Raw genomic sequence first — 20,502 nt, 5'->3', positions numbered from 1 at the left:
TCTCAGCGACCCTGACGGAAGTCCAGGACAACCCCCATGGCGATCATCAACCGCCGGTCCAGCTTGGGTTCCTGCGACCAAGCCAGGTAGTTGTCCGCCAGGCGGCCGGTCTTGTCGACGCCGCCGATGACCGCATCGTCACGGACGAAGTCGAAGTGATAGCGCACCGGGTAAGGAAAGTCGCCGACCAACGGCAGCCACATCCAGATCCGGCGGGCCACCGCGGTGAACTTGCTCCGCTCGATCACCTTCAGCGGCGGCATGCCCTCCTGGGTCAGGCTCCAGGTGGTGCGGTACAGGGACTTGCTCACCTCGCGCTGGAACCAGCCGATCTTCTCGCCCTCGGGGGTGAACACGTCGAAGGCGGCGGCCACGTCCATCAGCTGGCGGGCCTCGAAGCGCGCCAGCTCCACCGACTTGTCCTCACCGGTGTAGATCACTTCCTTTTCCTTCAAGCCGGAGGTGTCCTGGTCGACGAACGCGACCAGGTCCCCCGGCTTGCCCTTGCCATTGTCGGCGTAGACCCGGTACCGGTGTCGGGTCAGGCTGGTCTTCTGCTGGATGTGCAGCTTGTCCAGCTCCTGCAGCTCGGTCAGCTCCATGAACTCACCTGCTCACGATCCCGATCCTGGTACATACGCCCCTTCGTCCCTGGTTACTGTGCGATCTGCATCAGGTACTGACCGTACTCCGAGTTCTTCATCTCCACCCCGATGGCGTGGCACTCCTCGGCAGTGATGTATCCCATGTGGAGCGCGATCTCCTCCACGCAGGCCACCCGGATGCCCTGGCGTTCCTCGATGACGTGCACGTACTGGCTGGCGGCCAGCAACGAGTCGTGGGTACCCGCGTCCAGCCAGGTGAACCCGCGGCTGAGCCGGACCAGCCGGGCCCGCCCGTTCTTCAGGTAGTGCTTGTTGACGTCGGTGATCTCCAGCTCGCCGCGCGCCGAAGGGGCCAGGTCACGGGCGATCTCCACCGCCTCCGAGTCGTAGAAGTACAGGCCCGTCAGCGCGTTGTTCGACCGCGGCCGCAGGGGCTTCTCCTCGATCGACAGCAGCACGCCGTTCTCGTCCACCTCACCGACGCCGTACCGCTCCGGGTCGGACACCGGGTAGCCGAACAGGACACAGCCGTCCAGGGTCTGCTGGGCCTCGCGCAGGATCGCCGGGAAGCCGGCGCCGTGGAAGATGTTGTCCCCCAGGATCAGCGCGCACGGCTCACCGCCGATGTGGTCCGCGCCGATCAGCAGGGCCTCGGCGATGCCACGCGGCTCGGCCTGCTCGGCGTAGGTGATCTCCAGCCCGAGCCGGGAACCGTCGCCGAGCAGCCCGCGCAGCCACGGCAGGCTGTCCGGGGTGGAAATGACCAGGATCTCCCGGATCCCCGCCAGCATCAGCACCGACAGCGGGTAGTACACCATCGGCTTGTCGTAAACCGGGAGCAACTGTTTGGATGTCGCCTTTGTCAACGGGTACAGGCGCGAACCCGTACCTCCCGCGAGCAGGATTCCCTTCACGATGCCATCCGATCTGCAGTTGACTTTCTCCGATCGCCGGTGGTGTCCCGCCGGCGAGACAGGGCAGGCCTCAGCGCTTGGACTTCCACCACGAGGGGTTGTCGGAGTACCAGCGCACGGTCTGCGCGAGACCGTCCGCGAAGGACGTCTGTGGTGCGTAGCCGAGGGCACGCAGCTTGCTGTCGTCCAACGAGTAGCGACGGTCGTGGCCCTTGCGGTCGGCCACGTGCTCGACCGATGACCAGTCCGCGCCCATCGCGTCGAGCAGGTGCTGGGTGAGCTCGTTGTTGGTCAGCTCGGCCGTGCCCGCGACGTGGTAGATCTCACCCGGCTCGCCGACCTGGCCGACCAGCCGGATGGCCCGGCAGTGGTCGTCCGCGTGGATCCAGTCGCGGACGTTGCCGCCGTCACCGTAGAGCGGGACCTTCTTGCCCTCCAGGAGGTTGGTGATGAACAGCGGGATCACTTTCTCCGGGAACTGGTACGGCCCGTAGTTGTTGCCGCAGCGGGTGATCGAGACCGGCAGGCCGTAGGTCGTGTGGTACGCCAAGGCGATCAGGTCGGCGCTGGCCTTGGTCGCCGCGTAGGGCGAACGAGGTGCCAGCGGCTCGTCCTCGGTCCACGAACCCGTCTCGATCGTGCCGTACACCTCGTCGGTGGAGACCTGGACGACCTTGGGGATTTCCGCCTCCAGGCACGCTTGTAGCAGCGTCTGGGTGCCGAGAACGTTGGTGCGCACGAAATTCTGCGCGCCGGCGATGGAACGGTCCACATGCGACTCCGCCGCGAAGTGGAACACGATGTCGTGGCCCGGCACGACCTTGCCGAGCAGCTCGGCGTCGCAGAGGTCGCCGTGCACGAACTCGTGCGGCACGCCTTCGATGTTGGCGCGGTCACCGGCGTAGGTGAGCGCGTCGAGCACGGTGACTTCGGCGTCCGGCATGGTACGCACGAAGTGCGAACCGATGAACCCCGCGCCGCCCGTGACGAGAACCTTCACGCGATGCTCCTTCCTGGGGAGTGCGCATTTTCCGATTCACATAAATGGGGATTTGCCAAGAAACTACGACACCCCAACGGGATTCGGCCAGCGCGCGGCTATCGCTCCGGATTGATTCTCGGTTAGGTTTTCAATTGTGCCGGTGTCCCGCCGGCGGGACATGGACACTGCGGGCGGATGCCGAGGAGTTCGGTGTGGGTTACCTGACGATGGACCCGGAGCGGTTGCTGCGCACCGGTTTCGCCGCACCCGAGGTGGCCGAGGGCGCCTGGTGCACACGCTGGGACGGCGTCACCGACGCCGCGGGCCTTTGCGCGAACCTGTTGCCACCGGTCATTGATTTCCACACGTCCGGCAGTACCGGACCGGCACGCTGCTGGCGGCGATTGCAGGAGAACGTCTGGCGTGAGGCCGGCATGCTCGCCGACCTGATCGCGCCCGGCCGCCCGGAGGCGATCGTCTCGTTCGTGCCGAGCCTGCACCTGTACGGCGCGTTGACCAGCGTGCTCATGCCCGCCTGGCTCGGCCTGCCGGTCTGGTTCCGTCCCGCGTTCGTCGGCGCGATGCCAGACGTTCCCGTGCGCCGGATCGCCGTGGTGGCAACGCCTTGGATCTTCAAGCTGTTGCTGGAACACATCGGCTGGGTCCGCCGGTTCGAACACGTGACCGTCCTTTATGGCGGCGCGATGCTGCCCGCGAGCGCGGGACTTCTCCTGCGGGAAGCCGAACGCGCGGAGATCGTGGAAGTGCTCGGGTCCACCGAGGCGGGCGGTGTCGCGAGCAGACGGTGGAGCGAAGGCGAACCGCCGGAGTGGACACTGTTCCCGGACGTCTCGTTCGCCGGGACCACCGCTCCCGGCAAGGAAGTCCCGCTGTCGGTTCGTGGTCCACGGCTGGCGTTCCGGCCGGGCGAACGGCCACCGGACCGGTGGACCGCCGACGACATCGTGATCCCCCTGGACGACCGGACCTTCCGGCTGGTCGGCCGGACCGGGCGGCTGGTCAAGGTGAACGGCCGCCGGATCAACCTGGACGACGCCGAGCACGCCCTGCGCCCGGTGCTCGACTGCGACGACCTGGCCCTGGTGCCGATCTCGGACGAGCTGACCGGCGAGCACGTGGAGCTGCACGTAGTGCTCCACCCGGGCACCCAACTGTCCGATCTGGACCTGGCCACCGCGATCCGGCGGCTGGGCGTGCGCCCGAAGTGCGTCCGCGCGGTGCCCCGCATCGAACGATCAGCACTCGGCAAGGCAGTTACCACTACCAAGAAAGCTGAGGTAGCCACACCGTGACGCAGATTGCGCAGAGCCCCGCGGCCGAGCTGGCCGGGACCAGCTACCTCGCGGAGGTCGTCCGCAGCGCAGCGTGGGACGGCCAGCTGGCCCCGTGCAGCGAGGACGACATCGCGCGGATGGCCGCCAGCGCGAAGACCATCACCGAGCACCTGGACTCGGGCCTGCCCATCTACGGCCTGACCCGCGGCTTCGGCCCGCTCGTCACCTACAGCGCGGAATCCGAGCTGGAGCAGGGCAGTTCGCTCATCTCGCACCTGGGCACCGGTCAGGGCGAACCGCTGTCCCCGGAGGCGTCCCGGCTGATTCTCTGGCTGCGCATCCAGAACATGCGCAAGGGGTACTCCGCGGTGTCGCCGGAGTTCTGGCAGATCGTGGCCGACCTGTGGAACCGCGGCTTCACCCCGGTCATTCCCAGGCACGGCACGGTGAGCGCGAGCGGCGACCTGCAGCCGCTCGCGCACGCCGCCCTCGCGTTCACCGGGTTCGGCGAGGCCTGGCAGCGGGACCGGAATGGACAGTGGAGGATCGTGCCTGCCACGCAAGCGCTTGCCGCCCTGGGCGCCGAGCCGCTCGAGTGGCCGGTGCGGGAGGCGCTCGCGTTCGTCAACGGAACCGGCGCCAGCCTGGCGATGTCGTTGCTGAACCAGCAGTCCGCGGTCCGGCTGGTGCGTGCGGGCGCGATCCTGACCGGCCGGCTCGCGCAGCTGCTCGGCGCCAACCCCGAACACTACGAGTCCGGGCACGGCATCGCGCGTGGCCAGCTCGGCCAGCTCACTGTGGCCGAGTGGATCCGCGGCGAGCTGCCCGCGGGGATGACTCGCAACGAAAACCGTCCGCTGCAGGAGCCGTACAGCCTTCGTTGCGCGCCACAGGTTCTTGGTGCCGTGCTGGACCAGTTGGACTTCGCCGGTGAGGTGCTGGCCCGGGAAGTCGTTGGCTGCCAGGACAACCCGATCACGTTCGAGGACCGCGTGCTGCACGGCGGGAACTTCCACGCCATGCCGGTGGGTCTGGCGTCCGACCAGATCGCGCTGGCCCTGCACATGGCCGCGTACCTCGCCGAACGACAGCTCGGGCTGCTGCTTTCCCCGGCCACCAATGGGGATCTGCCGCCGATGCTCACCCCACGTGCGGGCCGTGGCTGTGGGCTGGCCGGTGTGCACATCAGCGCGACCTCGTTCGTCTCGCGGATCCGCATGCTGGCCACGCCGTCGTCGCTGACCACGTTGCCCACCAACGGGTGGAACCAGGACCACGTGCCGATGGCGCTCAACGGAGCCAACTCCGTCGCCGAGGCGCTCGACCTCGCCTGGCTGGTCACCGGTTCGCTGGCGTTGGGTGTCGCGCAGCTGGCGTCGATCACCGGGCAGCCGCAGGACGGTGTTTGGGCCGAGCTCGCGCGGATCTCGCCGCCGCTGGACGCCGACCGGCCGATGGCCGCCGAGGTGCGCGCCGCGCGTGACCTGATGGACCGCCACGCCGCCGACGCGCTCGAAGCCGCGCGGTAGGACCACCCGTGGCGCTGGAGGTAAGAGGTATCTCGTACATGGCCGACGAGGTGTCGGCCGAGATCGCGCGCAGTGACCTGGACGTCATCCTCAGGCGACTGCACTGCACAGCGGTGATCCTGATCGGGATGGACATCGGCAAGCTGATCGCCGCGGCACGATATGCCCTGCAGATCGGCCTCGATGTGTGGATCGAGCCGCATCCGGTGAACGTGCTGCACAAGACGATGCTGCGCAACCTGGAACAGACCGCGATCGCGGTGGAGGAACTGCGCCAGGAGTTCCCCGACCGGGTGCACCTCATCGTCGGCTGCGAGTTCTCGGTGCACCTCAACGCCGGGCTGCCCGGCGGGATGGAGGGCATCCGGATGATGATGATCCGGTGGCGGCACTACTTCCGCCGCCGGATCAACCGCAAGGTGAACAAGCTGCTCGCCAAGGCGGTCGACGTGGCCAGAGCGCACTTCGGCGGCCCGGTCACCTACGCAGCCGCGGCCTGGGAAGAGGTCGACTGGTCGCTGTTCGACTACGCGGGCATCAACCTGTACCGCACCAAGGGAAACAGCCCGTACCTGACCGAGCGGCTGCGCGGGCACGTGCGGTCGGCGGGAAAACCGTTGGTCATCACCGAGTTCGGCTGCGGCGCGCACATCGGTGGCGCGCAACGGGGTCCGGGCTCGTTCCGGATCGTGCACTGGCTGGGCCGCCATCCCCGGCTGAAGAAGGGAACCGTTCGCAGCGAACGGGTTCAGGCCGCGTACCTGTGCGACCTGATCGACCTGTGGGACCGCAACGGCGTGCACGGCTGCTTCGTGTACACGTTCGCGCTGCGCGAGTACCCGCACCTCGCCGACCCGCGGCGGGACCTGGACATGGCCTCGTTCGGCATCGTCAAGGTCGATCCCGACAATCCCGATGAATGGCAGGAAAAACTCGCGTTCCACGAGGTCGCGCGGCTCTACGGGCGGATGAAGCTGAACCGGCCGCGGGCCCCGCACCTGCGCCGGTCCGGTGAGTGGGTGCGGTAAAGCGAGACTCCAGCCGGACTCAAGCGGGACGTCCGATCCGAGTGGAGAGACCGGCAACCGCTGTCCGGCAACATCTTCTGTGTCGAGGGGAAGCAGGGCGGCACAGCCGCTTGGCACAGGAGGAGGTCTCGTGTCCGACACGGCTGACTTAGCGAAGGTCCGGGTTGCGACGCAGCTGGCGCAGGTCCGGATGAGCGGGACCGGTCTGGTCATCCCGGACGGGCTGAAGTACGACGACTGGGCGAAGGCGGGCAGGCAGCTGTCCGGGATCGTCGACTCGTCGGCGTGGTGGCTGGGCGACTGGCTGGTGTTCGGCAAAGCCAACTACTCCGACCGCTACCAGCTCGCGATCCAGAACGCGGGCCTGCGGTACCAGACCTTGCGCAACTACGCGTGGGTCGCACGCCGGTTCCCGGCCGACCGGCGCAGGCAGAAGCTGACCTTCCGGCACCACGCCGAGGTCGCCTCGCTGCCGATCGAGGACCAGGACCGGCTGCTCGACCAGGCCGAACGGGAGGAGTGGACGACCAAGCAGCTGCGCACGGCGATCCAGCACGACCGCAACGGCGGTGAGCCGCAGCCGCAACCGGTGGAGCTGAGCTCGCGGATCGCGGTGCCGAGCAGCCGGGTCGGCATGTGGCGCAAGGCCGCGGACCACGCGGGCATCGACTTCGACGAGTGGGTGCTGCGCATGCTCGACCGCGCCGCCACCGAAATCCTGCTCCAGGACTACGCCGACGACCCCATCGAAGTCCCCGCCTGACCCCACCCCGCGTGTCCCACATTCACCGCCCGCGTGTCCCACATTCACGGAGGGCGTGTCCCACATTCGTCCGGGCCGAATTTCCCGGCAACGGAGAATTCATACTCCGCGAACGTGGGACACGGGGTCCGTGAACGTGGGACACGCGGATAAATGGTGGGATTTTCACCGGGATCCGGGTGGACTTGCGGGGGCCGGCTGACAGAGCGGGAGCCGCCACCCGAGGGGTGACGGCTCCCGCTGTGGCACGGTCCGGGATGGACTGTTATCCCCAGTGACAGTCCCGGAACGGGCCGGTGGTCGCGGAATACCGGACCTGCCCGCGCTGAGCTTCGCCCACGGGCAGACCGGTGAGCGAAGCAGTCCCCACTGCCGCCGCATCACCCACCTGCTTGACCTTCATGTTCTCTCCCCAAGGCCTGGTTTTCGGTCAGTCCTGGTGGGATCCTAACCGGATTCCGATATCCCCGTGCGGGTTGTTCGACCCGCTTTTCGCCCCGCCGGCGCCATAGCGATTGCGGAGCGGTTCAGGAGCGGTTCAGGATCACCGTCCGGCATGCTGTCACCAGCGTGGACACCTGGGGGGAGTGGATCACGGCACACCGGCACGGTGGCGAGAAACAGGGGGACCTGGTGCGTGCGACGCCCCGCCGCCGGTCGACGAGAGGGAGATGGGGCAAAAGCCGTGTGCTTCACGATCAAGCTACTGGGGAGCTTCGAAGCCAGCGTGCACGACGTCTCGGTGGCGCCGTCCGCAGCCAAACAGCGTCAGCTGCTGGCATTGCTCGCGTTGAACGCGGGCCGCTCGGTGCCCGTGCCGACGATCATGGGCGAACTGTGGGGACCGGACCAGACCAAGGCCGCCGGGACGACACTGCACACTTACATCGGGAAACTGCGGCGGGAACTGGGCACCGGCCAGTCCGGGCAGGACGCGAAGCGGATCCTGGTGACCGAACCGGCGGGCTACAGCCTGCGGGTGCCGGACAGCAACATCGACACCGGCCGCTACGAGCAGCTCGCGCAGGCCGGGCGGCTCGCCTCGGACCACGGGGACCACGAGGCGGCGAGCCGCAACCTCGGTGCGGCGCTTTCCTTGTGGCGCGGGCCGGCATTGTCCGACATCGTGCCCGGCCAGCACCTGATGGTGGAGATCGTCCGGCTGGAGGAGAGCAGGCTGGCCGACCTCGACTTACGCATCGAGTCGGATCTCCGGCTGGGCCGGCACCGCAAGCTGCTCGGTGAACTGGCCGGGCTGCACGCGCGCTACCCGATGTCGGAGAACTTCGGCACCAAGTACATGCTCGCGCTCTACCGGTCCGGCGAGCAGTGGCGTGCTCTTGAGGTGTACCAACGACTTCGGGCCACCATGAACGAGGAACTGGGCGTCGACCCGTCGGCCGGGCTGCAGCGGTTGCACCTGGCGATGCTGCGCGGCGACCCGGCCGTGGACGCGCCCGCCCCGGACCTGCCCAGCCTGTACAGCGCGGGATAGACCACAGCTCCGCCGTCGGGGCTGTCAACCACGCCCCGACGGCGCGTCATCACCAAGCACAGCGCTGGCAACATCGAGCTGGCGCAACAGAATGTCGGCCTGGCGGGAACCGGCCCGGCCGAGCAGGTCCCTGGCCTGCCCCAGAGCGGACTTGGCCCGGTCCAGCTCGCCAACGTCATCGTGCACTTCGGACAGCAGGATCAGCGTTCTGGCAAGCCACAACGACATACCGAGCTCGCCGAACACCTCCTGCGCCCGGTCCGCGTGCCGTCCCGCGGTCGTGTAGTCCGCTCTGGTCACCGCGATCTCGGCGAGCATGTACCGCGCCTGGCCCTCGATCAACCGATCACCAACGCGTTCGGCCACGGACAACGCGTGCGCCATCGTCGCCTCGGCCCGGTCCAGCCGCCCTTCCTTGCGCCGCACCACACCCAAGCCGTACAGGGCATGCGCTTCACCGATCCGGTCGCCGATGTCGCGCACGGTTCGCAGCACGTCGTTCATTGCCTGACGCGCCAACCCAAGTTGCCCCGTTGCCAGGTACAACTCCGACTGGGTAGCCAGAACCTGCGCCTCGCCGCGCACATACCCGGCCCGCTCGTACAACGACATCGCCTCGGTGAGCAGGTCGTTCGCCTCGTCCAGATCGCCTTCGTCGATCCGGAAGCGGGCCATCGAGGTGAGCACGTGCGCCTCACCGATCAGGTCGCCGACCACCCGCATCTTGCCCAGCGCGGAGCCGTACTTGACCAGCATCTGCTCGAAGTCGGCGCGCATCCGGTCGATGAACGCGGAGTTGCGCAGCACCAGCGCCTGGCCGTGCAGGTTCGACTCGGCGTCGAAGATCTCCAGCGCGGCCTTGAAGAACCGGTCGGCCTCGCTCAACCGCTTGACCACCACGTAAAGCGTGCCCAGCGAGTACAGCATCGCCGCTGTGCCAAGGCGGTTGCCCGCCCGGACGGCGGCATCGTGCGCGGTCTCGGCGGTCTCCCGCCAGTCGTCCATGTACCCCTTGACCTCGAACAAGCTCACCAGGGTCAACGCGAGATCCCAGCACAGCTCGTCCAGCCCGGCCGCGGCGGCCTGGCGCACCGACGACACCAGCGCGGCGCGTTCGGCCTCCAGCCACACCATCGGGCAGCCGATCACGTCATCAGTGTCCCATTCGGACAGATGCAGCCGAGTCGCGGTGCCGTGCAGGATCGTGTAGTCACCGCCGTACTCGATCCGGTGCGCCCGTTCGGCCAGCGCGAGCCACGCGCCCAGCATCCGGCGCAGCGCGGTGTCCCGCTCGGCCGCGGTCTCCGACTCCTGCAGTCGCTCGTTGGCGTAGACCCTTATCAAGTTGTGGAAGCTGTAGCGGATCTGCCCGTCGTCACACAGTTTCGTGTCCAGCAGCTGCACATCGACCAGACGCTCCAACGTGTCCTCGGCCTGGCGAAGGTCGGTGTCCAGCAGTACCGCCGCTACCCAGCCGGGGAAGTCCGGCGCGTCCACCATCGCGCACAGCCGGAACAACCGTTGGGCCTGTTCGGGAAGGCTGCGATAGGTCAGCGCGATGCTCGACCGGACCTCGAGTCCGTGGTGGCTCAGCTCGTCCAGCCTGCGCACCTCGGACTTGAGCCGCCGGGTCAGCTCCAGGATCCGCCACTGCGGCCGGGACGCCAGCCGCGCACCGGCGATCCGCAACGCCAGCGGCAGCCCGCCGCAGTACGTGACCAGCTCGCTCACCGCGTCCGGTTCGGCCTGCAGTCGTTGCCAGCCAACGATCCTGGCCAGCAGCTCGGCGGAGGTCTGGTCGTCGAACGTGTCCACGTCGATCCAGTTCGCGCCGGGCATGCCGACCAGCCGGGCGGTGCTCGTCACGATCACCGCGCAGGTTGGGCTGCCCGGCAGCAGCGGCAGGACCTGCTCCTCGTTGGTCACGTTGTCCAGCACGACCAGAACCCGTTTGCCGGCAAGGCGGCTGCGGTACATCTCGATCCGCTCGGCCACGTCCTCGGGCACCGCCGAACCGTGCACGCCGAGCGCGCGGATGAACCGGGCCAGCAGCGCGGGCGTGGTGTTCTCCTCGGCCTGTCCACGCAGGTCGGCGTAGATGTGGCCGTCCGGGAACTGGTCCCCCAGCTCGTGCGCGGCGCGCTGGGCCAGTGTGGACTTGCCGACCCCGCCGCGGCCGGAGATCGCGATGATCGGCACGGCGTACCGGGCCGCCTCCGCCTCCTGCGCGGTCAGCAGGATGCGCTTGATCTCGGCCAGCTGGTCGTCGCGGCCGATGAAGTCGGCGATGCTGCTGGGCAGCTGGCGCGGGCTCGCTACGTCCGCCTCGGCCACCATGGCCGGCCCGGTGTCCGCGGGCGGCAGGTCCAGCGCCGGGTCGCGGTTGAGAATGGCCTGTTCCAGGTCCCGCAGGTCCTGGTGCGGCTCGATGCCCAGCTCCTCCATCAGCACCGTGCGGGCCCGGCGGCACACCTCCAGCGCCTCGGCCTGCCGGCCGCACCGGTAGAGCGCCAGCATCAGGAACCCGTAAAGCCGTTCCCGCCAAGGGTTCTCGGTCAGCAGGGACTGCAGCTCGCCGACGAGCGCCTTGTGCGCGCCCAGTTCCAGGCGCAGCCGCACGTGCTCCTCGGTCGCGGTCATCCGGCCGTCGTCGAGGACCGAGGCGGCACGGCGGACATAGTCGCTCTGCACGCCGTCCAGCGCGGGCCCACGCCACAGGCTCAGGGCCTCGCGCAGGGTCGCCGCCGCGTCCGCGGTGCGGTGCTCGGCCACCTCCTGGTGCGCGGTGGCCACCAGCCGGGCGAACTGTTCGCTGTCCAGGTCCCGGTGGGACAGGTTGAGCAGATAGCCCGAGGGATGCGTCTTGATCGCGTCGGGCAGCCCCGTGTCGGCGAACAGCTTGCGCAGCACCGAGATGGAGCTCTGGATCTGGCTGCGCGCGGTCAGCGGCGGGTCCTCGTCCCAGACCGCCTCCATGAGTTGGTCGAACGAGGTGACCCGCTTGACCCGCAGCGCGAGCGCGGCCAGGACGATGTGCTCGCGAGGACCACCGATCTTGACCGAGCGGTCGCCGGCCACGAGCTCGACCGGCCCCAGAATCCGTAATCCCAAAGCGACCCCCAAGAAGTCGATGCGCCGCGACGCGCCGTCCCCACGACTGGCTCCATCGCACGCATCTGTTGAGCGCACCCTCTTCTCCGGCGTTCGCACGCCGGGTCCTGGCCAGGGTGGACCCCGCCCCACGCGGGCTCCCGCACGACCCTTTTCGGATCGCGCCCCTCGGCCATTGGTTGGACTGTTGTGGCAATGCTCTCACGCCGGGCAGACCCGCCCAAGCGTTATGGAAAAAATGCCCGGGCCGGCCGGGCCCGAAAGCGGCGTATTTCACAGTGCGACCACCCGGGCACGTCGGGTGGTCCTTTACCACAAAGTTAACCCGGCTAATACGTACTCCGTTGCCGACACGTAACTAATCGCCTGTCCAGACGCATGATGATCGTCCGATTGCCCGCTCAGCGGGACTCGTAGCCACCCTAAGTAGGGGTCTGACCTGCTTAAACAGCGAAAATCTGGTCCATGCAATCGTTCGCCTCACCGGTCCGCCCGTTACCCGGCCGATCCCGGCGAATACCGAAGCGACCCTCGCAACCCTCGCATTTTGCAACTTCCTGCAACGCCCTTGGGGCATACCCGGCCGCCACCCTGCCCAAGCTGAACCAACCTCATCTTTTCCTTAAATTTTCCGCCTTCGGGAACGACAAGCGGCGGGTGACCGTTACGATCACCCGCCGCTGTCCCGGTCTGGCTCAGAATCCGTGGTAGAGCAGGATTCGGCTGGCGAAGTTCTCCTCGGCCAGCACGAACCGGCGGCCATCCGGCAGCCGAGTGGCCGCGACGGCTTGTTTCATGTCGTGCCACCCAGAGGTGTGCGCGACTTCCGGGCCGGGAACGAGCTGCCCGGCCGGGGTGCCGGTGGCGGCGTCGAACATCCGGATCCGGCCGGCGAGGTCATCGGTCGGCCCCGTTATGTTGCCGACGTAGACCCGGTCGCCCGCCGCGGTCAGCGAGTTGATCCGGCACTCCTTGTTCGGGTCGGTGGCGCAGAAGGCGACGTCATCCGGCAGTTGCCGCAGCCAGGTGGCCGACTGCGGTTGTTTCGCCGCGAACCTCTCGTAGAACTTGTCGTACCGGGCCAGCTGCCAGCCCTTTCGCATCGTCGGGTCGTTCACATTCACACCCAGCAGGTACAGGGTGTCCGTCGTGGACTGGTAGACCACTCCATACGCGTCGACGAACGGCTGCGGCAACGGCATGATCTCGACGTTCGCCGTGTCGTAGACCGGGCTGCCGTTCTCGAACGTCCCGGTGAACCGGACCCGCTTGAGCACCGGCCCCACCAGCTGCTTGTACCCGGCCAGCCAGACATCCCCGGCGCGGTGGTTCGGCAGGTTGTCCTTTTCGGACACGCTCCAGTTCGACCGGACGCTCAGCTCCATCGGCGCGGCGAACTCGTTGTCGCCGAACTGGCAGTCGCCGTTGCTGTCCCGCCACGTCCACACATGGTCGCCGGTGCCCCACCTCGTGGGTTCGTTCGGCGGCCAGACCTGGTTGTCGATGTTCTCGGTGAAGATCGCGGCCGGCTGGGCGTGCCCGTCCGCGGTGAACCGGAACATGCTCAGCCTGCCGACATTGCCCTGGCCGGTCGTGAACATGACCTTCTTGTGCTCCGGTCCCATGTACCGCACCGCTACCGCGGTGTTGTACCCGTCCGCGCCCATCACACGGCCGTCGGTCGGGCAGGTGTACCGGTCGGTGGTCAACATGGTCTTCTGCGGTGACCACTCGGTGCCGGGTGCCTGGGCGTCCAGGTTGAGCTCGTAGCGTTGCGTCGGGGTGTGGACGACGTTCGGGTTCTGCGGGTCGAACGCGCCGATCGTGGTGCTGACGTTGTTGATCACCTGCCCCTCCAGCGCTTTCGTGGTCGCGTTGAAGCGGCGGACATCCAGCGTGACGGGTGAGGCGAACGGTGAGGAGCCCAGGCCATTGCTCGCCACGTAGTAGTTCCCGGCGTTGTCAACGCCGACACCCTTGAGGCCGTCGAACTTCGCCGGGCCGTACGCGCCACCCGCTGCCACGACTCCGCCCTTGTCGCCCAGGATCTTGCCGGGGATCTCCTGAACGGGCGTTTTGGTGGTGTCGAAGACACGGATCTGTTGTGTGTCGTCGTCTGCCACATACAGCTGGCCTTGTGGGGTGACGAACACCGCCGTCGCTTTTGGACCGGTGAGCTTTCGTTGCGGTGTCAAGGTTCCGTCTGCTGCGACGACGTACTCCTGGATGGCCGCTCCGCCTTCGACGATCACCCACAGGGTGTTGTCCTTTGTGGAGTACGCCATTCCGCGCGGGTCCTGGACGGCGATCTCCTTGCGTCCCTGGGTGACCTGTTCTTTGGGGTAGATGTAGACCTTGTTGTCCTTGCGGTGCCCCACGAACAGGTACTGGTCGTTCGCGGCGAGGCCGCGAACGCTTTGCGGGTGCGCGGTTCCCGTCTGCGGGTCGTTGGACGGCGCCGCGTCCGGCAGACACAAGGCTCCCGGGTAGGCGATGCCGGGGAACGCGGTGGCCGGATTGCCGATGTCCGGCTTGATCGCGTTCCTCGGGTAGCGGGCGACGCAGGTGGCGTCCACCTTCTTCGTTCCCGGAACCGCCGGATCGTCCACCATCCGTTCGTAGGAGGCGTAGATGTAGTTGGCGTCGCCGGTGATCGCGAGGCCGCCGAGAGCGATGCCATAGGCACCAAGGGCGCCATACGGGCGGATCACGCCTTTGCCGTCGGAGACGTAGATCCCGGTCGCACGGGCGGACTCGTCCCAGTGGGTGTTGGTGAAGATGAGCGTCTTGCCGTCGGCCGTGGGCATCGGGTCGACCCACATGGCCTGCACGTTCTGCCCGACGTTGCGCTGGCGCGGCATCCAGCGGTCCTCCGCGTACTTCGCCGCGTCCTCGGGCAGGATGGTCTCGCCGATCCAGGAGGTCCGGAACGGCACGTTCTGCAGGTCGTAGACGGCGATGGAGTCGACGAGGGCCTCGGGCGCGTCGCCCTGCCAGCCGCGGGCCAGGCCGAACGCGGGCCCGAACCGGACGTCGCCCTGGCCGGTGTGCATCGCTGAGGGCAACAGGTCGAACGTGTCCGCGGTGCCGACCTCCGCGTTGTTCAGGAAGTAGCGATAGGTGACCTTCCCGGTGTCGTCGGACGCGTCGGCCTTGGTGCCGCCGTTCGTTGTGACATCCGCCCGGATCTGCAGGACGTTCCACTGGTCCACGACCGGGGCGAGGTCGATGACCCGGTTGCCGATGCCGCCGGGGCTGGTCAGCCCGAAGCCGCCACGGTCGAGGTAGGGCTGCGGCCGGAGACCATAGTGGACGTTCGAGTGGCTCGGCGCCTGAACCCGCGAGGAGATCAGGAAACTGCGTTTGGTCTCGGTGTTCGGCACCACCGGGATGGAGATCAGGTGGTCGTTGTCGGCGCGGACATCCGTCCCGGTGTCACCGGGTCCCGTCGTCCCCGGCCGGAACCGGCTGTGTCCCAACCACAACGCCGTGCTGTCCCAGAAATGCCCGTCCCACAACCATCCGCCCCTCGGCGGCGCGTGCGTGGGCAGGTACCGCGTGATCTCCTCGGTCCCGGTCTTCTCCTTGTACCCGATCGTGTAAGTGCCGGTCTTCTGTTTGTCGTCGGGGCTGTACATCCGCAGACTGGCGCCAGAACCATAAGCGCCATGCAACTGCATCCCAGTCCCGTCGAGACTGTCCGTGCCAACCCCGTATTCCCCGAACCGCAGGACGTAATGCGCTTCGCCGAGCGACTCCCCCGGCCCCAGATACGGCCGGGGCGACCGCGGCAACGGCCACTCCGCCCCCGCCGGACCAGCCAGCCCGGCCACCATCCCCACTGCCGCCACAACGGCCAGAACCCTCCGTGATCTCTTCACCCACCGAGCGTGCCCGCCGCAAACACCTGGCAATACGCCCGACCAGTCGGCCATCCGGGCAAAACCCATCGCCTGGCCGATCGACTCTGCCCAATCGGCCGGTCCGCGCGGTCACGGTGGCGGGAATTCCACCGCGATCTCGGCAATCCCGTCCATGAACTCCGGGTCCGGTTTCCCCCGCAACGGTTCGGTCTCCGCGATGACCACCAGCTTGCCGTCCCGCCGGGAGTCGTAATACCGCCCCGTGAACCTCACACCAGCGGCCCGCACAAGGGCGCCTGCCAACGGCGACACATTCCCGGTGCCATCGGTGTCCGCGAGTTCCCGCAGCTTGCGCGCACCTTCAGTGGTCCCCATCCGCACCCACGAGACGGCCACGACAACCTCGTTCTCCCGCCCGTCACCCAACACCACCAATGCGCGGTCGAGCGACCGGCAAGGCGTCCGGACAAAGAACGTGCGCACCTCACCATAGGAATTGATCACGCAGTCCGCGGCCCGCTTGCTCGCCTCCCGCAGCCGCCGCAACCCCATATCCCGCCACGCGGCATCCCGCTTGCCCTGCTTCGCATTCCCCTTCCCCCGGCTCACATTCACCCGGACAGACTGCCCCGTCGCGGACTCGACGGAAACCGCGCCGCCACCACCAGCTCCGCCACCACTCAACGACACCGCCCCGACAACTGACACCGCGACAACAACCCCACCCCCTTTCGCCACCCAACGCCCCTTCGAATCACGCGGTTGATTCCTCCAGCCCATACCCTCCCCTTCGGCCGCCGACACCCCGAATCCAACCGCGAACCCCAGCCCCGCCTCCCCATCTCCCCAGCAACACCGCCCAATCGGACCATCCCCAACCCGCACAAATACCGAATCCGCGCTCTCCCAGCCAAATGGCCGAACTGATCAAGAAACATGGTCACCCAGCCATTGATTCGACATTCATAGAACAAGGCAGTCGGTCACAGCGCGGTATAGGAAATGCAACGTCTCCACAATGAACCGTCCACACCGAAACCCATCAGCCGCCACCACCGATAACGGCACACAAGGGGCGGAGGGCTCGGGAGGCCGGCGATGACCATACTCGTCAATGGCGTGTTCAAAGGTGGCGGCGCCAAGGGCATCGGCTACGCGGGTGCGTTGCAGGCCGTCGAAGAACGGGGCATGTGGTTCGGTGCCGTGGCCGGCACGTCCGCAGGTGCGATCACGGCATCTTTGATCGCCGCTGGTTACACCGCGGATGAGATCCGGGACAACGTTCCCCGGCTGCTGACAACGATCACCCGCGGCACGGTCAAAATGGTCCTCGGGCTGCAGGACGGGCTCTACGACAACCGCAAGCTCGGTGCGGCTCTCGAGGAAATGCTCAGCAAGAAGGCCGGCAACGAGCCGGGGACCCCAGTCACCTTCAGGGACCTGTACCGGTCGCAGATCACGCTTTACGTGGTGGCGCTGGACCTGGCGACGAGCTCGCCGATCGTGTTCTCGGTGCACACGACGCCGAACCTGTCCGTGACATCCGCTGTCCTGGCTTCCAGTGCCATCCCGGGCGCGTTCCCGTCGGCCCGCGCGGTCCGCAGGATCGACGGCGACGGATTTGTGTCACACCGGTTGGTCGATGGCGGAGCCTGGGCGAACTTCCCCCGGTTCGTGTTCCAGGACGCGTCCTTCCAGGAATGGATCCGGACGGTCAAGACGGCGAGTCCGGCCGAACAGTCGTCGGCGGAGCTGAAAGCCGAGCGAGCGCGGCGCACGCTGTACTTCGCGCTGGGCGTGCCGAAGACGACCGCTCCGTTCCGCCCGGACTGGATCGAGCACACGCACTCCGGCCCCGCCTCGTTCGACAAGGGAACCCTGCAGAGCGCCGGCAACCCGGTGCTCTGGGCGTTCGGCTCGACTCTGTCGAACGCCATCACCCGCCTGCTCATCCTGGCCGCGCTGGCCGGGATCGTCGTCGCGTTCCTGTATGGCGTACGGCGGGAGTTCCGAACCCTGTGGACGTTGTTGTCCGACGACGGCACCGGCCTGTCACCGTTGCCGTTGGCACTCGGAGCCACGGCGACGATGCTGTCGGCATTGTGTGTCGGCCTGCTGTTCCTGGCCATGATCGCGTTCTCGAAGGCGATCGGCACAACGCTGCTGCCGTCGGCCAAGTCTGCCCTGGCGGTGGGCACTGGAGTCGCCCCCTGGGTCGGTGCCGGGCGACGGGACTATCTGATCATGGTCCCGTACGACGGGTTGACCACCACCGGTTTCAACGCCACGCCGGACGTGATCGAAGCCGCCGTGCTGAACGGACGCACCGCCTGTGCCGACCAGCTCACCGAGTACTTCGACGTGCCCCTGACCGGGCCGGCCACGCCACCGGCCCCAACCACGCCGGTACAGCCCCCACCAAGTACCGCACCCGGCTTCCGGGTCGCCCTGCTCTCCAGCGGTTTGCTCGCGGCGTCCGCATACCTGATCGCACAGGGCATCCTGGCGCAGAATGTGGAATGGGTCAGTTGTGCCGGGCTCGCCGTGGGAGTGGGATGGGTGATCATCGCCGGCCGTATAACGGCGAAGTTCCACAGCAGGGTGAGCTATGGCGCCTGCTATCCGAAGGTGACCGGTCCCGGGGGAAGGCGGTTGACCTGGAGCACGATGATCGCAGGCCTGCTCATCATCGTGCTGGGCGTGGTGGGAGCCGTCTGGGCACAGCAGTACTACAAGGGATCCCGTGAAACAGTGACCATCACGAAGGCTGACACGGCGACCGACCTGGCAGCCGGGTCGAGCGTCATGCTCTACACCTACGTTCCGGACCGGCCGAACAACTTCTCCGGTATCAAGGAGTTCCGGTTCGCCACGACCGCCCGGTTCGCTGTGGGAGACCGCATTCACCTCGCCGTCGGGTCCTTGGACCATCGCGTGCAACTGGACGCGAACGACGACCTCATCCTGCTGCCGCTCAAGGCCGTCCAGCTCTTCGGACTGTTCCTGCTGATTTTCGGCTACTGGATGTCGCAGGTCCGCAAACGCCAGAACCGCCTCGCCGCATGTGTCGCGAGCGCCTCACCTGAAGTCGCGCCCGCCGCAGCCCAGCCCGCCGCGGACGACTCCGTCACAGCGACTGTTTGAAGTGCAGGACGCGGTCGGAGTCGTAGTGGGCCTTGATTTCGGCGAGGCGGGGGTGGTTTTCGGCGTGGTAGGCGGTTTGCCAGTTCGGGAGGGTGGGGTCCGGGAAGTTGGGGTAGACGCGGCCGGTGCCGTGGGGGTGGGTGATGGTCCAGGAGGTGTGGGCTTGGGTGGGAGTGGGGGCGGTGTGTTCGAGGAGGAAGCGGGTGTGGCGGTGGGCGAATGCCGTGGCATGTGGGGGTATGCGGTTGTAGGCGCCGCCCATGGGGGTGAAGTTCAGTTCGCAGCCGGGGGTGAGGGCGTCCAGCAGGGTTTTGATGGTGGGGGTTGGGAGGTTCTCGGCGAAGAATTCGGATTTGCTGGTGATGGGGCCGGTTTCCGGGCCGTCGAAGGACTCCTTGAGGTGGCGGTAGGGCATTGTGGTGATGTCGCGGGTGGATGGGGTGAGCCGCAGCAACTCGTCCGGGGGTGGGCCGGCGCCGAAGACGGTCACGCCGAAGACGGTGATCTTGAGGTTCGCGCTCACCTCGTCCGGCGCGTCCGGCGCGACCTCCTGCCACACCAAGACAACGTCGAAAGCCGCAGCCACCGGCCAGGTCAGCAAGAACCGAATCGCAGGCGAAGCAGGCACAGGCGCGAAGACCAAAGACGTGACCACCCCGAACTGCCCGCCACCCGCCCCGCGCAAAGCCCAGAACAGATCGGGTTCGCTGTCCACCGAGGACGTGACAACCCGGCCATCAGTGAGCACAACCTCAGCGGACAGTAACCGATCGCAGGTAAGGCCATACCGGCGCCCAAGCAACCCGAGTCCACCGCCGAGAGTAAGCCCGGCGATACCAACCGTGGGACCACAGCCGGCAGGCAACGTCAACCCGTGAGCATCCAACCCCGAGTACACCTGGTCCAGAACCGCCCCAGCCCCAACAACAGCGACCCCGCCAGACACGGAAACCGAGTTCAGCGGCGAGAGATCGAGCACAACGCCGGAAGTCGAAGAACGCCCGGCAAAGCAATGCCCGCCACCTCGTGGAGTCACATGCAGACCCGCGGTCCGCGCATACTCAAGCGTCGAAACAACATCCGCGGTACTGAAACAACGCACCACAGCGGAAGGCCGCACATGCCAGTAGTTCGGCAACGCCGGCCGCCGAACCGCCTCATACTCCGCATCGTCAGGGCGCAGGATCCTCATCGCAGGACGCGATAGTGGATGTGCGTGCTGATCGGCGCCTCGACCGCCCGCACCCGCTCCAACGTGATCTGCCGCTCTTCCAAGGAAGCGAACAACCGAGTCCCACCGCCGAGCAGGACCGGCTCGATGTACAGGAACAACTCGTCCACCAGGTCGAGGTTGAGCGCCTGGTCGGCGATGCTCGCGCCGCCGCCGATGTAGACGTCCTTGTCCCCGGCGGCCTGCTTCGCCTCCGCCACAGCCTCCGCCACGCTTCCCACGAACGTGAACGTTGTCTCGCCTGCGATCCGGACCGGCCGCGCCCGATGGGTCACCACGAACACCGGCATGCGGAACGGCGGCTCCTCGCCCCAGCCGTCGGTGTGGTCGTATATGGTCCGGCCGACGACGGTCGCACCGGTGACGGCCAGGATGTCCTGCGGCTTGTGCAGGTCACCGCCCGGCCGGAGCACGTTCGCCGCGGTCCCCAACGGCAGGTCGGCGCTGACCTTGGGCCCGGTGATGTAGCCGTCCAACGACATCGACAACGTAACCTGTACCGCCATGACGTCCTCCCAGAGTCGAATGGAACCACTCTAGGA

15 protein-coding genes are annotated in these 20,502 nt (G+C 67.3%); 6 read left to right on the top strand and 9 right to left on the bottom strand.

Translation table 11 applies throughout. The annotated features are described in order from the left end of the window. Window positions 1–2: 2 nt before the first annotated feature. From AB0J95_RS46885 to rfbB, 3 genes are all read right to left on the bottom strand, one after another. On the bottom strand, window positions 3–602 hold the full coding sequence (locus AB0J95_RS46885; RefSeq protein ID WP_364772738.1) for a hypothetical protein: 600 nt from the start codon (window positions 600–602) through the stop codon (window positions 3–5). Window positions 603–655: 53 nt separating this feature from the next. After that, the gene (rfbA, locus tag AB0J95_RS46880) at window positions 656–1,519 is read right to left on the bottom strand and encodes a glucose-1-phosphate thymidylyltransferase RfbA (protein ID WP_364772736.1); all 864 of its coding nucleotides are present in this window, start codon (window positions 1,517–1,519) and stop codon (window positions 656–658) included. A gap of 70 nt (window positions 1,520–1,589) precedes the next feature. Continuing rightward, a complete protein-coding gene (gene rfbB / locus AB0J95_RS46875; RefSeq protein ID WP_364772734.1) occupies window positions 1,590–2,519 on the bottom strand; it encodes a dTDP-glucose 4,6-dehydratase in 930 nt (309 codons plus the stop codon). A gap of 194 nt (window positions 2,520–2,713) precedes the next feature. Here rfbB and AB0J95_RS46870 point away from each other — a divergent pair, with 194 nt between their 5' ends. The 4 genes from AB0J95_RS46870 (at window position 2,714) to AB0J95_RS46855 (ending at window position 7,116) form a co-directional block, all read left to right on the top strand. Beyond that, complete coding sequence (locus AB0J95_RS46870; protein WP_364772733.1) at window positions 2,714–3,814, top strand: class I adenylate-forming enzyme family protein; 1,101 nt, start codon at window positions 2,714–2,716, stop codon at window positions 3,812–3,814. Further along, window positions 3,811–5,325 (top strand): aromatic amino acid ammonia-lyase, encoded by a 1,515-nt coding sequence (locus AB0J95_RS46865; RefSeq protein ID WP_364772732.1) that lies wholly within the window; start codon window positions 3,811–3,813, stop codon window positions 5,323–5,325. Before AB0J95_RS46870 ends, AB0J95_RS46865 begins: the two co-directional genes overlap by 4 nt. An 8-nt stretch (window positions 5,326–5,333) precedes the next feature. Beyond that, the gene (locus tag AB0J95_RS46860; RefSeq protein WP_364772731.1) at window positions 5,334–6,353 is read left to right on the top strand and encodes a hypothetical protein; all 1,020 of its coding nucleotides are present in this window, start codon (window positions 5,334–5,336) and stop codon (window positions 6,351–6,353) included. Window positions 6,354–6,483: 130 nt separating this feature from the next. Continuing rightward, entirely contained in the window at window positions 6,484–7,116 is a 633-nt protein-coding gene (locus tag AB0J95_RS46855; RefSeq protein WP_364772729.1) for an LmbU family transcriptional regulator, read from the top strand. Window positions 7,117–7,381: 265 nt separating this feature from the next. Here the strand turns inward: AB0J95_RS46855 and AB0J95_RS46850 are convergent, their stop codons facing one another. After that, the gene (locus AB0J95_RS46850) at window positions 7,382–7,519 is read right to left on the bottom strand and encodes a hypothetical protein (RefSeq protein ID WP_364772728.1); all 138 of its coding nucleotides are present in this window, start codon (window positions 7,517–7,519) and stop codon (window positions 7,382–7,384) included. Window positions 7,520–7,801: 282 nt separating this feature from the next. Here AB0J95_RS46850 and AB0J95_RS46845 point away from each other — a divergent pair, with 282 nt between their 5' ends. Continuing rightward, window positions 7,802–8,611 carry an AfsR/SARP family transcriptional regulator gene (locus tag AB0J95_RS46845; protein ID WP_364772726.1) on the top strand — a complete coding sequence of 270 codons (810 nt, stop codon included), beginning with the start codon at window positions 7,802–7,804 and terminating at the stop codon, window positions 8,609–8,611. A gap of 24 nt (window positions 8,612–8,635) precedes the next feature. Here AB0J95_RS46845 and AB0J95_RS46840 read toward each other — a convergent pair whose 3' ends face one another. The 3 genes from AB0J95_RS46840 to AB0J95_RS46830 all read right to left on the bottom strand — a co-directional run bounded on the left by AB0J95_RS46840 (window position 8,636) and on the right by AB0J95_RS46830 (window position 16,200). Beyond that, window positions 8,636–11,722, bottom strand: coding sequence for a BTAD domain-containing putative transcriptional regulator (locus tag AB0J95_RS46840; RefSeq protein WP_364772725.1), 3,087 nt, complete (start codon window positions 11,720–11,722; stop codon window positions 8,636–8,638). A gap of 695 nt (window positions 11,723–12,417) precedes the next feature. Beyond that, complete coding sequence (locus AB0J95_RS46835) at window positions 12,418–15,603, bottom strand: hypothetical protein (protein ID WP_364772724.1); 3,186 nt, start codon at window positions 15,601–15,603, stop codon at window positions 12,418–12,420. 111 nt (window positions 15,604–15,714) lie between these two features. Continuing rightward, on the bottom strand, window positions 15,715–16,200 hold the full coding sequence (locus AB0J95_RS46830; RefSeq protein WP_364772722.1) for a hypothetical protein: 486 nt from the start codon (window positions 16,198–16,200) through the stop codon (window positions 15,715–15,717). 483 nt (window positions 16,201–16,683) lie between these two features. On the opposite strand from AB0J95_RS46830, the gene AB0J95_RS46825 reads away from it, so the two are divergent. Further along, on the top strand, window positions 16,684–18,729 hold the full coding sequence (locus AB0J95_RS46825) for a patatin-like phospholipase family protein (RefSeq protein ID WP_364772721.1): 2,046 nt from the start codon (window positions 16,684–16,686) through the stop codon (window positions 18,727–18,729). On the opposite strand, the gene AB0J95_RS46820 is transcribed toward AB0J95_RS46825, so the two are convergent. Both AB0J95_RS46820 and AB0J95_RS46815 read right to left on the bottom strand, forming a co-directional pair. Beyond that, the gene (locus AB0J95_RS46820; RefSeq protein WP_364772719.1) at window positions 18,713–19,921 is read right to left on the bottom strand and encodes an FAD-binding protein; all 1,209 of its coding nucleotides are present in this window, start codon (window positions 19,919–19,921) and stop codon (window positions 18,713–18,715) included. The genes AB0J95_RS46825 and AB0J95_RS46820 overlap by 17 nt on opposite strands. Then, a complete protein-coding gene (locus tag AB0J95_RS46815) occupies window positions 19,918–20,466 on the bottom strand; it encodes a dihydrofolate reductase family protein (protein WP_364772718.1) in 549 nt (182 codons plus the stop codon). The genes AB0J95_RS46820 and AB0J95_RS46815 overlap by 4 nt, the downstream gene beginning before the upstream one ends. Window positions 20,467–20,502: the final 36 nt, after the last annotated feature.

The organism is Actinocrispum sp. NPDC049592 (assembly GCF_040675465.1).
Taxonomy (GTDB): Bacteria; Actinomycetota; Actinomycetes; order Mycobacteriales; family Pseudonocardiaceae; genus Kibdelosporangium.
This window is presented reverse-complemented; position numbering and strand designations above follow the sequence as displayed.